This window comes from Pedobacter agri PB92 (assembly GCF_000258495.1).
Lineage (GTDB): Bacteria > Bacteroidota > Bacteroidia > Sphingobacteriales > Sphingobacteriaceae > Pedobacter > Pedobacter agri.
Genome location: NZ_AJLG01000144.1, coordinates 1 through 12,685, shown reverse-complemented (window position 1 = coordinate 12,685; position 12,685 = coordinate 1). Strand labels below are relative to the sequence as shown.

The following is a 12,685-nucleotide window of genomic DNA, read 5'->3' as shown; positions in this document are numbered from 1 at the left end:
ACGTACACACTAAAATCGCAATTTATGATTTATAGAACCAGTTTAAAAGATGGTTCAGGGGAAATGGCATTTGTAAAGAGTAAAAAATCAGATCGTTGGTGGATGCAGGTTCCCTACCCTTCCGGGCAGTCAAAAAATGAGCGCTACCACTTGGTTCCTTGCCGTTATGATGATTACCAAACTGCTGTAAATGGCGAAATGCCAGATTTATGGTGGAGAACCTTCCAAAAGCTATCATAATTTTACACAAGCTTTTACGTTCTAAAAAGCATATATTCCTAACTTTGAAAAACACTAAATCATTTCAATGAAAAAAATATTTTTGGCTGCAATTGCATTATTGCCATTTGCAGCTTTCGCTCAAAAACCTTTTACTTTAAATGGAACAGTAAAAGGACTTAAAACCGGTGATAAAATTTACCTGGTTTACCGGGCTGGTGACCAATCGATCACCGACTCTACAACCGTAAGCAACGGAGCATTTGCATTTAAGGGTACGTTGACTGATCCGGCTTCGGGAAATTTGTTCCTGAACAAAAACCCGTATGTTAACCGCCCCGGAAAAGATGAGATTCTAGATTATAATACTTTTTATCTGGAGCCTACAAATATTAAAATAAACGGTACTGATTCTTTGAAAACAGCAGTAATTTCCGGATCGGTAATTAATGAAGAAAGTAAAAAACTCAAAGCTTTAACCAAGCCGGTTGATGAACAACTTAAAGCCATTAACCTGGAATATTCTAAACTTAGCCCTGAGCAGCAAAAAGATCCAAAAATCAGAGAAGATGTGATGAGCCGCTATGAAAAAGCAGCTGAAGGCATGACTCCACTTTTGCTTCAATTTGCTAAAGCTAATCCAAAATCTTATATCAGTTTAACGGCTATCGGTCAGCTTGCAAGTAACCCTGAAAAAGGTACAGTTGCAGAGCAAGCATTTGTAGCGCTATCTCCGGAATTGAAAGAAACCAGTTTGGGAAAAAGATTGGCACAGGTATTTGAAGCGGGCAGAAAAACTGCGGTAGGTGCAATGGCGATGGAATTTACACAAGCGGATACAGCGGGGAAACCGGTTAAATTATCAGATTTCAAAGGTAAATATGTACTGGTTGATTTTTGGGCATCTTGGTGTGGACCATGCCGTCAGGAAAATCCGAATGTGGTAATGGCTTATAACAAATTTAAAGATAAAGGCTTTACCGTTTTAGGTGTATCGTTAGATAAACCAGGCCAAAAAGCAGCCTGGTTAAAAGCCATTCAGGCTGATAAATTAACCTGGACGCATGTTTCTGATTTACAATTCTGGAACAATGAAGTGGCAAAAATGTATGGCATTCAATCTATTCCCGCTAACTTTTTAATTGACCCAACCGGTAAGATTGTAGCACGCGATTTAAGAGAAGCTGAATTACAGACCAAATTACAGGAGCTATTAGGAAGTAAATCGAAATAAGAAATATTTCTAAATAAAGAGCCGCCGATTTGCAGATCATGATCAGTCTGCAAATCGGCGGCTCTTTTGTATAGCAGATTATATTAAATCAAATCCAATATCTTCTCTGAAATATTTTCCATCAAAATAAATTCTACCGGCATCGGCCGTAGCGGATTGTAAGGCGGTAAATAGATCTTTTTGCAAACTAGTGATGGCAATTACACGCCCTCCATTGGTTTTCACCACATCATTATCTAAAAGTGTTCCGGCATGAAAAGCATTTGAATGACGAAGATTTTCGATTCCAGTTATCGCTTTTCCTTTTAAATACTCGCCAGGATAACCACCAGCTACAATCATTACTGTAGCAGCTGTTTGATCAGAAATCATTAAACTAACCTGATTTAATTGCTTATTTGCTGTAGCCATAAACAATTCAACTAAATCATTTTCAATACGAGGGATTACACTTTCCGTTTCCGGATCACCCATACGGGCATTGTATTCGATTACATAAGGATCGTCGCCAACTTTAATCAAACCGAAGAAAATGAAGCCTGTATAATCAATACTATCTTTCTTTAAGCCTTCTACAGTAGGTTTGATAATTCTCTCTTCAACTTTTTGTAGGAATTCTGCTGTAGCAAAGGGAACCGGAGAAACAGACCCCATTCCGCCAGTATTCAAGCCTGTATCACCCTGCCCAATTCTTTTATAATCTTTGGCCGATGGAAGCGTAACATAGTTTTCGCCGTCACTTAAGATAAAAACGGAAAGCTCAATACCACTTAAAAACTCTTCAATAACTACAGTTGCGCCGGCAGCACCAAATTTACCACCAAGCATAAGTTTTAGTTCTTCCTGTGCTTCTACCGTTTCAGTACAAATTAAAACACCCTTTCCGGCAGCCAGGCCATCAGCTTTTAAAACCACTGGCAACGCATGCGTTTCCAGATAGACCAAACCATCTGCTAATGTTTCTGGGGTAAATGATTTTGAAGCCGCAGTCGGAATGCGGTGACGTTCCATAAATTGTTTGGAGAAATCTTTGCTCCCTTCCAGAATGGCACCTTCTTTTTTAGGGCCAATTACCGGAATGTGGGCAATAGCCTGATCGGCTAGGAAAAAATCATGAATACCATTTACCAAAGGCTCTTCAGGACCAACTACAACCAAGTCGATATTTTCGGCCAGAACTACTTTTTTAATGGAATCAAAATCATTTACATTGATGTTGATATTGGTACCATACATGCCTGTTCCACCGTTACCTGGTGTAATAATCAATTTATCGCAGTGCGAAGATTGGCTCATTTTCCAGGCAAATGCACTTTCCCTGCCGCCTGAACCTAAAAGTAAGATATTCATATCGGCAAAGATAGGATTAGTGTTGGAAAATTGAATATTGAAATGCTGGAAAGTTGATCAGTTAGAAAGTTGGTATTGGGGAAGTTAGTGAATTGGCGATGATCTAGGTTGGAAAAGTGGGTGACTTATAGAAACAATCTACTCGTAGGTAATTTTAACTTCCCTTTGCGCTTCTGGTCATTTGCTCTAACATATCCCACATTTCATTTGGAATAGCTTCCAAACCGTTCATTTGTCCGGCACCTTGCAGCCATTCTCCTCCATCAATCGTGATTACTTCACCGTTAATATACCCTGAAAAATCACTTACTAAAAATGCAGCTAGATTGGCAAGTTCCTGATGCTCGCCTACTCTCTTCAGCGGCACACGGTTTTTAAAATCAAATTTTTTGGCTAAATCTCCAGGTAGTAATCTTTCCCACGCACCCTTAGTAGGGAACGGGCCGGGTGCAATGGCATTGGTACGGATACCATATTTACCCCATTCTACCGCCAACGATCGGGTTAAAGCCAAAACGCCTCCTTTTGCACAAGCCGAAGGAACTACATACGCAGAACCTGTAAAAGCATAAGTGGTGACAATGTTTAGTACTGTAGCAGCCTGCTTCTCTCTAATCCAGTGTTTCCCAAAAGTTAATGTGCAATTTACTGTTCCTTTCAACACAATATCAATAATAGATGAAAAAGCATTGGCAGATAACCTTTCGGTTGGAGAGATGAAATTTCCTGCAGCATTGTTCAATAAGACATCTACAGATCCGAAACGTTCTAATGTTTTGGTCAGAACGTTTTCCACCTGCACTACCTCACGAACATCGCAAGCCACCGCTAAAACTTTTCCGCCGGTTTTTTCTTCCATTTCATCAGCAGTTTTCTGCAAAACCTCTTGCTTGCGGCTGGTAATGACCAAATTGGCACCTAATTTCAAAAAATAAATACCCATGGCTTTCCCCAATCCGGTTCCACCGCCAGTAATTACAATGGTTTTCCCTTTTAAAGCATCTTCTCTAAGCATCGGTGAGTTATAGTTGAGCATAATATTTGGTTAATCTGTTAATGATTGAATTACAAACTGGAATCCATTAAATTACTTTCTCTGCAGGCTTGCAATAATTGTTTTCAATATCTGACGGGTTGTTGGCGACCACCACTGGGCAAGCATTTTATCTAAAGCTTCAGTTTGATCTGCAGAAACTGCCCTAATCAATTCTTCCCTAATATTTAACTTGCTTTGCGACCAGGTATTGCTTTCGAGCTCCATGTACTTTTTGATTTTCCTTTCGGCTGCAGTTAACAAACTTTCATTTTTTCACCAGCTCATCTATCAAACCAACTTTTAATGCTTCTTCAGGATTATAAAGTTTTCCAGTAAGTAAACTCCGTGTTGCCTCTGCTTTGCCAAGCCAGAAAGAATACAGCTGAAAAATGCTGTTCGGAACGATGATACCAACTGGCACTTCATTTAACCCAATAATAAACTGGCCTTCGGCCATGATACGATAATCGCAAGCAAGCGCTATCACGCACCCTCCGGCAGGACTATGCCCACTGATGGCCGCAATCAAAGGCTTTTTAAAGGCAACTAAGTTAGCTGTAAAATTTAGAAAAAGCTTCCAGAAGGCTTTCGCCTGCACCTCATCATACTCATACAGTTCAACCAAATCTAAGCCAGCAGAAAAAAATGGTGCAGTACCTGTTAAAATAACACCACCAATATTGTCATCAGCAGAAATGTTTTTCAGCATATCATCGAGTTCAGTAATCAACTCACCATTTAAAGCATTTGATTTACCTCGACTGAAAGTAATGGTAGCCAATCTATCTTTTACACTTACTTTTATTGTATTCATATCAAACAGTTTCAAGATTTAACGATCAGGCAAACAGTAAACTATGCTTGCATAACATTCAAATTTATTTATTTTTCCCTATTTAACATCATAAGTGTAAACTTTTCTGGCTAAATGGCCGAAAGCATCGATTCCTTCCATCACCACCCGGTATTGTCCAGGTTCATCAGCATTAAAGAACTCGAATTTTCCCTTACCATCATTTTCGGCAACAACCTGTGGATTCCAATAGATCGTAGTACGTAAATCAGCCCGGTTGTTGTTTACCTCACCATCATATTTCGGTGCATAGAACTCTCTGGAAACGGAAAATCCTTTAGGGTTTAAAGTGACTACACCCGGTGCATAATGGTTATAGTTTGCGCTTCCGCCACCACGTTTGGTTGTAATCACAAGTACACCTCCGCCGCCTTGCGAGCCGTAAATTGCTGTGTTTCCAATGGTTTTTAATAGCTCAATTGATTCAACATCAGAAGGAATAATATTGTCTAAAAAATCCGCTTCCACACGCATGCCATCTAATATAATCTGCATGGGTGTATCCTGACTTCTCATTAAATAAGGCGTGTTTCCTCTGAATATCACTCCTGGCAGCCTGCCTTGCAAACATTGCGACAAAGTAATACAAGTAGTTAAATCGTCTGCCGTCATGATGTAATCTGCCCTGCCTGCTCCATTTAGGTTAGCAGAATTTTTTGCTGGATTTTTTTTCTCTGTAATCGTAACTTCTTCCAGTTTAATGGTTCGTTCAAGTAAACCTAACCTGGTCATCTCGTTGAAATAATTATCGCTTTCTTTAATATATTTCATTAATGAGTTATTCACATTTACCTCTATATCTCCAGAATTCTTGTTCTTGGTTACAATCTGGTTAGGAACAACATCAAGGCTTATATCTACAAATTTCCGTTCTGTTTTAGTTCTGGCCTGCACCACAAATTTTGTACTATCTGGAAAAGTAAGGTTATCGAAAACAAATTTACCATCAGCATTAGTAACCGTATCTAAAATAAAAAACGAACCCTTTGTAGCCATCAGCATTACCTTGCCGCCTGGAACAGGTTTTCCGCCCTTCTTCACTGTACCGCTGATGGTGATCGAATTTTCATGTTTGTAGGTGATGGCAGGACCGTTTCCGGCAGCTATATTTCTCCATAAAAAACGACTCCAGCCCTGTGTCAACAATAAATTGTCCAATTCCTTCATGGTTTTAAGATCATTATTCTGAAAATAATGGTTGGGTTTTTCAATATAGCCTGTTAAATCTGAGGTCAACAATAATGATGATAAGATATTGGTTTCATTGTCTTCATCAGGAGTTACCTTGGTTGCATTGGTAACAGCTACAGAAAAACTACTCAATACGGGTTTATTTTGATTGGTAGCTTCAAAACTAAAAGTTGATTTGCCTTTTCTAGCGGTAGATACTGCGGAAGTGTTCAGATTAACATTAATTAAATCTACAGTATTATTGATGAAAACTAAACGTTCTGCTACAGGCTGGTTAGTAGCGGAAAAAAGCGTAAACTGTACCACACCAATGGGAAGGTTTTTTTTGGGAATGGAGGCCATTAATACCTGCTTATCCATCTTGGCTTTAGAAACGTAAAAGACATTTCCATACTGTTGTGCCACCACTTTGAGTTCACTGCCATTTACCAAACTTTCACTGGCCATGATTTTTACTGCCACCTTAGCTGTATCTAAGTTATTCACTGCAAGCGTGTAGCCAGTTTTCTGAGCATAGGGCAACTTATAATCCTTACTTGAGCCATCTTTAAACTTGATTTTGACAGTATAATTTTTTCCAGGTTGTGAATTAAAAACAAAACTTCCCATCCCCAAATAGGTAGTTTCGAATGATGTAATTTCGGTTCCTGTTTCGTCAACAATTGCGCCTTTGATGTCTTCTCCTCGTCCGGTGGAATTCACTGATTTTACAGCAATTTTTTGGGGAAGATTTTCGATTAGTGAGCCGCCTTCAGGTAGAAACTGTACATCGACATCATTTGAGGTTGAGGTAATCGGGATTGTTTTTACAACCTTTTGCTTATTATCAAGCGTTAATGTGGCTACAATCCGCCCTGATTTATTCGCCAATAGCTGGCTGCTTGTGACATTAATTACGGCATCACCTGAAAGACTCGTTTTCGTTTTTCCTTTGGCAACTGATTTATAATCCAACTGAACATCGTAACTTACCTCATTCTCCTTATAGGCAACACCATTTTTATCTTCAAAATGAATGTTTGCCACTACCTTATCTGCACTGTTTTCTTTTGTAAAAGTGTAATCGGTTTTAGTGAAAACTTTATTCGCCCAGCTATTTCCAATTTTTATTGTTTTATCGAAAAAAAACTCTGTACCGAAATTACGCATGTAATTGGTATAAGCCCTGATGCGGTAATTTCCTTCGCTTAAAGAATCAGTTAATTTGAAATCTCCCCAGGTAATGCCACTTATTAATGGCAGTTTAACCTGTTTTTTGATTGAGTCTTTTTCATTAATTAGTTCTACATATAATACTTTGCTCATTTGAGCAGGTGCTGCAGTTTTAGCATCAACAACATATCCCTTGAACCAGATATCATCTCCTATGGCATAGTATGGTTTATCAAGATGGATATGAACTTTTTCTTGGTGAAATTTGCTGGTGTAATCATCAAGTTTTTTTTAAAAGCAGTGTAAAAGGATCATCATCCATTTTAAAAGCAGAGAACCCGAAAAGAATTGTGAGAAAGCAGATTGCGAGTGTAATTTTGAATTTCATTTGTGGTTAGGGTAAAATAAAATATGCCTCAAGGTACAAAACCCGAGGCATATTTTTATGAAGGTAACGTGAATATTAACGTCAGAATTTATTCTTCCACATCATGCTTTCAACTGGTCTGGTGGTTTTATTATTATACTTTGCATTGCCCTTTGTATTGTACATGGTTTCAATATTTCCTTCCACCACAAAATAAATAAGTTGACCAATTGGCATTCCGGCATAAATTTTTACAGGTTGCGCCACTGATATTTCCAGTGTCCAGGTATTGCAAAAACCAACATCACCTTTACCTGCTGTAGCGTGAATATCAATTCCTAAACGACCAGTGCTGCTTTTACCCTCTAAAAAAGGTACATGTCCGTGGGTTTCTGTGTACTCCAAAGTTACACCAAGGTATAAAGTGCCCGGATGCAATACGTATCCATCCTTTGGTATCTCAAAATGCTCAATTTCGTTGTGTTGTTTCGCATCCAGAACCCTGTTCTTGTAAGTTGCAAGGTATTTGCCTAAATGTACATCGTATGAATTGGTACCTAAGCTCTCTCTTTTAAAGGGCTCAATAATGATTGTTCCTTTGTCAATCTCTTCTAATATCCTTTTATCCGATAATATCATTTTTTTTATGCGTATTTTTGGCCTAAATTATCAATTTATTAAGATAGTTTCACATGCTAATCTCAATTTTATAAATGCCAATAATTTATAATAAAAATGTTGATGAGGACTCGGTTCTTGCAATCTGGAAAATTGAAGAAACTGAAGCTGAAATGTTAGCTGGTTTGCAGCTTAAACAACACGAACTCGATATTATCTCCACCATGAATAATGGTAAAAGGCTGTTGCATTGGTTAAGTACGAGGTTGCTTTTACGCACCATGCTTAACACCAAAGAATACATCGACTGCCAGTTTGATGAAGACGGAAAACCTTATTTAACAAATTTCGATTATCAAATATCGCTGAGTCATTCTTACGACTATGCGGCGGTGATGATTAGCAAGAGACATGCTGTAGGCGTTGATATTGAATTGATTAAGCACAAAATTAAAAGCATAAAACATAAGTTTTTAAGCGATATCGAGCTCGCTCAGAAACAAATTGGCGACAATATCGACGGATTGTATGTAGCCTGGTGTGCAAAGGAGGCAATATATAAGTGGCACGGAAAAAAAGGTTTAGAATTTAAAAGGGATATTCATATCAAACCTTTCAAGCTAAAAAGCGAGGGAAATTTAAATGCTATTGTAGAGCTTCCTTCGGGCACGAGGGAACTAACAGTAAGTTATTTCAAAACAAATGATGGTTATATGCTTGGCTACGTAACCAACTAATACTTGATTAGAGGAGATAAACAGAGATGGTTGAGAAACAATCAGGAGAAGAATTAATTCCTACAAAATTTATCGATTGGGGTTTAACAGATTACCAAAATGCCTGGGACGCACAAGAAGAGCTGCTTAATAAAACCGTAGCCTTAAAAACGCAAAACAGATTAGACGGTACGCAGCTTGCAACACCGAATTACCTTATTTTTAATGAACATCCGCATGTTTATACTTTAGGCAAAAGCGGCCATCCTGAAAATTTATTACTCGATGAGCAAGGCCTTAAAGATAAACAAGCTACCTACTATAAAATTAACAGAGGCGGCGACATCACCTATCATGGTCCGGGCCAGATTGTTGGCTATCCAATCCTTGATTTGGATAATTTTTTTACCGATATCCATCTGTATTTGAGAACCCTCGAAGAGGCTGTGATTTTAACATTGAAGGATTATGGTATCGACGCTGGCCGCTACCCGGGTTACACTGGTGTTTGGCTAGATCCTGATAATGAAAAAGCCCGTAAAATTTGCGCAATGGGTGTTCGCTGCAGCCGTTGGGTAACCATGCATGGCTTCGCCTTTAATGTGAATGTTGATTTAGATTATTTCAAAAATATTGTGCCCTGTGGCATTGATGATAAAGCAGTAACTTCTCTTGAACAGGAACTGGGCTACAAACTTAATATGGAAGAAGTGAAGGAAAAACTCAAAGCGCACATTGCCGAACTTTTCAAAATGGAGTTGTTTGAGTGAGCTCAATGCACCTAAAACTTTTATTTTATCATTTGCGTAAATTGAAGTATGAAAGTTTTATGGAGTGCTGCTTTATTATATTTTTTAACTTTGGCATGTACAAAAACGCCCAACATGCCCGCAACTGATTCAACTTCTAAACCAACGATAACACCTGCATCAGGAAAAGAGATAAGCTATTTAGCACTTGGCGACTCTTACACTATCGGAGAATCTGTTAAACAAGTTGAATCTTTTCCTTACCAATTACAAAGCCTGCTTAAAACTGAAGGGATTAATGTAAATACCCCCAGAATCATTGCCACTACAGGCTGGACAACCAGCGAATTACAAAGTGCAATCGTTCAAACTAAGCTCAACCAAAAGTTTGATTTTGTTACCCTGCTTATTGGTGTAAATAATCAATATCGTGGAAACTCCATCATTACCTATAAAAAGGAATTTGCAGAATTATTACAAACAGCTATTTCGTTTGCCAATGGCGATAAAAGCAAAGTTTACGTAATCTCAATCCCCGATTGGGGCGTAACACCGTTTGGAAAAAACTCAGGAAAAAGTCAGCAAAGTATTGCAAAAGAAATTGATGATTTTAACACCGCTAACCAGGAAATTACAATCGCAGCTGGTGTAAGCTATACCAACATTACTCCTGAATCCAGAAATGCCATGCAAGATTTATCATTAATCGCAAATGATGGCCTGCATCCTAGTGCGAAGATGTATGGAGAATGGGCTTCAGCTTTAAAACCAAAAGTTGTGGCAGCATTAAAATAAGTTTCAGCACTATTTATTCTGTTTTTAAATTAAAAATTTTACTTTAGGCTAACTATTTATCTATTAACACTTAAAAACAGAAAAAATGAATGAGTACGAAACAAGCGGGGTAGCCGCGGGGATTGGAGCCGGAGCAGTAATTTTTTATTTAGCAATCATCGTTGTTTTGGTGATTGGAATGTGGAAGGTATTCGAAAAAGCTGGTAAACCAGGCTGGGCAGCAATAATTCCTATTTACAACCTGATCATTTTGCTAGAGATTGTTGGCAAGCCAATGATTTGGATTTTGTGGCTGATCATTCCATGCGTAAACATTGTCTTCATGATTTGGCTTTATAACTTGGTAAGTAAAAGTTTTGGCAAATCAGAAGGTTTTACGGTTGGTTTAGTAATTTTCCCTTACATTTTCTGGCCTATTTTAGGATTTGGAGATGCCAGATATATCGGTCCATCCGCCGCTGAAGCTCAAAATGGCGGTTTTGGCAACAATCCATTTAACAATCCCAACAACCCATTTAACAATCCAAACAATCCTTTTGGCAATCAAAACACGCCGTTTGGAGATCAAAATAAACCAAATGATAATCCTCCGCCAGTAGTTTAATTATTACGGATGAGTATCACATTTATATTTTGCAGCCTAATCAACGTGATTGATTGGCTGCAAAATCATTTAATACCCTGCCCATTTAAAGCTCTAACTGGAATCGATTGTCCTGGTTGTGGTTTTCAAAGATCTATAATAGCCTTGCTACAGGGCGATTTTTCTAAAAGCTGGCATCATTATCCGCCAACAATTCCATTGCTTATTCTATTTGTAACCGCAGGAATAACTTATCGCTTCCCAATTAAAAATAATTCCTTCATCATGAAGATGCTCATTATTGCTGTCGGCAATTTTGTATTGATTTCTTATCTGGTGAAGATGTTAGCGCTGGTTAAACATTAATGCCGGAGGTAACGTAGTTGTAATCCTTCAAAACGGTTTCCAAAAACTGCAACTCATTCATTCCCGGAGGAATTGAAACGAATAGGTGTGCCTTAATTTTTGCAGCCATCGCGTAGATTAAATCTGCATTTCCGGTTTGATAATATCCCGTAAGCACTTCATGAATGAGTTCTACATCTCGATCATTTAAATGCATTACCTCCTTAAACTGCGGTTCATAGTTTTCTGGTAAACTGAAATTAAACGCAACTTGGTTAAGTTGTGTACGCGGTGTTGTTTTAATTAATGTTGTTTTGGCCAATAAGTCACCTAAACGTTGATGATTTTTCGTGAACGCCACTGAAACGAGTGCCACTACCCCCCATCCAAAAGGAAAACCGAAATCAATCATCCTAAACAACCACCTGATCAGATATTGGCCAAAAGTTGGTTGTGTGCCGTCCAGACTTACCACTTTAATTTTCATGATCTTTTTACCAAATGTTTGTCCGTTCATCGTTAATTCGCAAACCAGGTCATAAAAGGCAAAAATAACAAGATAGGAAATCAGTATAACCATAGCTGCTGTCCCCGAAAAGCTAAAGGAAGCGATAATCGTCAAAATCCAGAACACAATAAATAAAATAGCGAACCCGGCAATATCAACACATCTGGCTGCTATTCGTTCTCCCAGCCCGGCAATTTCATATTCTATATCTATGTTCTGAGCGGTATTAATCCTGATGCTATCCATTTTTCAAACATATTTATTTTTAAGGATAATTAATCTATCAGTCTTCTTAAATTTAGATGATAAATAACGTTTTTTTTTATAGCGATGCTACAGGAGTTTTACCAAACCAGGTTCTTTTGGCAAAACAAACTCGTAAACTGTGGGTGTTGCGGACCTATCATTCCTGGAACTAAATACAATTGGAAACATAAATCAAAAACATATGGATATTGTTAAAGCATTACTAAAAGAATTCGAATCAGAATTCAACACAACGAAAAAATTTCTGGCGTTAGTACCAACGGATCATTTCGATTGGGCACCACATGAAAAAAGCATGAAAATGAAATCCTTAGCAAGCCATATTGCGGAGCTTCCATCGTGGGTTAGTTTGGCCATTACTGCAGACGGCCTTGATTTCGCGACAGCGCCATACGAGGAGAAAAAAATACTAAATAATGATGATCTACTAATGCTTTTAGAAGAAAGCTATGCCAGTGGAAAATCTGAATTGGAGAAGGTAAATCCGGAAATACTAAACAATCAATGGATTCTAAGAAACGGCGATCAGATTTTGGGTGATTTAACAAAATATGAAATGATTCGGATTGCCTTTAGCCAAACCACACATCACAGGGCTCAACTTGGTGTTTATTTAAGATTGTTGGATATTCCTATTCCTGGCAGCTACGGCCCAAGTGCTGATGATCAAAGTTTTAGCGCTCAGCTTAATTTATTTTAGAA

General features: G+C 38.3%; 14 protein-coding genes and 1 pseudogene. 8 read left to right on the top strand and 7 right to left on the bottom strand.

Translation table 11 applies throughout. The annotated features are described in order from the left end of the window. Together ON09_RS17935 and ON09_RS17930 are read left to right on the top strand one after the other, a co-directional pair. Positions 1–240 (top strand): annotated as a pseudogene (locus tag ON09_RS17935) (arginase); the annotation flags it as partial. A gap of 67 nt (positions 241–307) precedes the next feature. After that, positions 308–1,453 (top strand): TlpA disulfide reductase family protein, encoded by a 1,146-nt coding sequence (locus ON09_RS17930; RefSeq protein ID WP_010602448.1) that lies wholly within the window; start codon positions 308–310, stop codon positions 1,451–1,453. A 78-nt stretch (positions 1,454–1,531) separates the two neighbouring features. On the opposite strand, the gene purD is transcribed toward ON09_RS17930, so the two are convergent. The 6 genes from purD to dcd all read right to left on the bottom strand — a co-directional run bounded on the left by purD (position 1,532) and on the right by dcd (position 8,041). Further along, the gene (gene purD, locus ON09_RS17925) at positions 1,532–2,803 is read right to left on the bottom strand and encodes a phosphoribosylamine--glycine ligase (RefSeq protein ID WP_010602447.1); all 1,272 of its coding nucleotides are present in this window, start codon (positions 2,801–2,803) and stop codon (positions 1,532–1,534) included. A 154-nt stretch (positions 2,804–2,957) separates the two neighbouring features. Then, a complete protein-coding gene (locus ON09_RS17920) occupies positions 2,958–3,839 on the bottom strand; it encodes an SDR family oxidoreductase (RefSeq protein ID WP_010602446.1) in 882 nt (293 codons plus the stop codon). Positions 3,840–3,890: 51 nt separating this feature from the next. Continuing rightward, entirely contained in the window at positions 3,891–4,100 is a 210-nt protein-coding gene (locus ON09_RS26210) for a hypothetical protein (protein ID WP_238533728.1), read from the bottom strand. A gap of 4 nt (positions 4,101–4,104) precedes the next feature. Continuing rightward, positions 4,105–4,653, bottom strand: a complete 549-nt coding sequence (locus ON09_RS17915; protein WP_238533727.1) for an enoyl-CoA hydratase/isomerase family protein — start codon at positions 4,651–4,653, stop codon at positions 4,105–4,107. 78 nt (positions 4,654–4,731) lie between these two features. Beyond that, positions 4,732–7,188: a TonB-dependent receptor plug domain-containing protein gene (locus ON09_RS17910; protein ID WP_010602445.1), complete on the bottom strand. Its 2,457-nt coding sequence runs from the start codon at positions 7,186–7,188 to the stop codon at positions 4,732–4,734. A 316-nt stretch (positions 7,189–7,504) separates the two neighbouring features. Further along, positions 7,505–8,041: a dCTP deaminase gene (gene dcd, locus ON09_RS17905; protein ID WP_010602444.1), complete on the bottom strand. Its 537-nt coding sequence runs from the start codon at positions 8,039–8,041 to the stop codon at positions 7,505–7,507. A 74-nt stretch (positions 8,042–8,115) separates the two neighbouring features. On the opposite strand from dcd, the gene ON09_RS17900 reads away from it, so the two are divergent. The 5 genes from ON09_RS17900 to ON09_RS26870 all read left to right on the top strand — a co-directional run bounded on the left by ON09_RS17900 (position 8,116) and on the right by ON09_RS26870 (position 11,229). Further along, entirely contained in the window at positions 8,116–8,757 is a 642-nt protein-coding gene (locus ON09_RS17900) for a 4'-phosphopantetheinyl transferase family protein (RefSeq protein ID WP_010602443.1), read from the top strand. A 26-nt stretch (positions 8,758–8,783) separates the two neighbouring features. Continuing rightward, positions 8,784–9,506, top strand: a complete 723-nt coding sequence (gene lipB, locus ON09_RS17895) for a lipoyl(octanoyl) transferase LipB (protein WP_010602442.1) — start codon at positions 8,784–8,786, stop codon at positions 9,504–9,506. Between the two features lie 48 nt (positions 9,507–9,554). Then, the gene (locus ON09_RS17890) at positions 9,555–10,280 is read left to right on the top strand and encodes an SGNH/GDSL hydrolase family protein (protein ID WP_010602441.1); all 726 of its coding nucleotides are present in this window, start codon (positions 9,555–9,557) and stop codon (positions 10,278–10,280) included. Between the two features lie 85 nt (positions 10,281–10,365). Further along, entirely contained in the window at positions 10,366–10,884 is a 519-nt protein-coding gene (locus ON09_RS17885; protein WP_010602440.1) for a DUF5684 domain-containing protein, read from the top strand. 9 nt (positions 10,885–10,893) lie between these two features. Then, the gene (locus tag ON09_RS26870) at positions 10,894–11,229 is read left to right on the top strand and encodes a DUF2752 domain-containing protein (RefSeq protein WP_083838017.1); all 336 of its coding nucleotides are present in this window, start codon (positions 10,894–10,896) and stop codon (positions 11,227–11,229) included. Here the strand turns inward: ON09_RS26870 and ON09_RS17875 are convergent. Continuing rightward, positions 11,219–11,962 (bottom strand): RDD family protein, encoded by a 744-nt coding sequence (locus tag ON09_RS17875; protein WP_010602438.1) that lies wholly within the window; start codon positions 11,960–11,962, stop codon positions 11,219–11,221. The genes ON09_RS26870 and ON09_RS17875 overlap by 11 nt on opposite strands. A 202-nt stretch (positions 11,963–12,164) precedes the next feature. On the opposite strand from ON09_RS17875, the gene ON09_RS17870 reads away from it, so the two are divergent. Next, positions 12,165–12,683 carry a DinB family protein gene (locus tag ON09_RS17870; protein WP_039842781.1) on the top strand — a complete coding sequence of 173 codons (519 nt, stop codon included), beginning with the start codon at positions 12,165–12,167 and terminating at the stop codon, positions 12,681–12,683. Positions 12,684–12,685: the final 2 nt, after the last annotated feature.

Excerpts from the sequence above, each read along its gene's own strand:
- ON09_RS17915 (WP_238533727.1), bottom strand. The coding sequence starts at position 4,653 with ATGAATACAATAAAAGTAAGTGTAAAAGATAGATTGGCTACCATTACT.
- ON09_RS17885 (WP_010602440.1), top strand. The coding sequence starts at position 10,366 with ATGAATGAGTACGAAACAAGCGGGGTAGCCGCGGGGATTGGAGCCGGA.
- ON09_RS17870 (WP_039842781.1), top strand. The coding sequence starts at position 12,165 with ATGGATATTGTTAAAGCATTACTAAAAGAATTCGAATCAGAATTCAAC.
- ON09_RS26870 (WP_083838017.1), top strand. The coding sequence starts at position 10,894 with ATGAGTATCACATTTATATTTTGCAGCCTAATCAACGTGATTGATTGG.
- ON09_RS17900 (WP_010602443.1), top strand. The coding sequence starts at position 8,116 with ATGCCAATAATTTATAATAAAAATGTTGATGAGGACTCGGTTCTTGCA.
- ON09_RS17890 (WP_010602441.1), top strand. The coding sequence starts at position 9,555 with ATGAAAGTTTTATGGAGTGCTGCTTTATTATATTTTTTAACTTTGGCA.
- purD (WP_010602447.1), bottom strand. The coding sequence starts at position 2,803 with ATGAATATCTTACTTTTAGGTTCAGGCGGCAGGGAAAGTGCATTTGCC.
- ON09_RS17910 (WP_010602445.1), bottom strand. The coding sequence starts at position 7,188 with ATGAGCAAAGTATTATATGTAGAACTAATTAATGAAAAAGACTCAATC.
- ON09_RS17875 (WP_010602438.1), bottom strand. The coding sequence starts at position 11,962 with ATGGATAGCATCAGGATTAATACCGCTCAGAACATAGATATAGAATAT.
- lipB (WP_010602442.1), top strand. The coding sequence starts at position 8,784 with ATGGTTGAGAAACAATCAGGAGAAGAATTAATTCCTACAAAATTTATC.
- ON09_RS17930 (WP_010602448.1), top strand. The coding sequence starts at position 308 with ATGAAAAAAATATTTTTGGCTGCAATTGCATTATTGCCATTTGCAGCT.
- ON09_RS17920 (WP_010602446.1), bottom strand. The coding sequence starts at position 3,839 with ATGCTCAACTATAACTCACCGATGCTTAGAGAAGATGCTTTAAAAGGG.
- dcd (WP_010602444.1), bottom strand. The coding sequence starts at position 8,041 with ATGATATTATCGGATAAAAGGATATTAGAAGAGATTGACAAAGGAACA.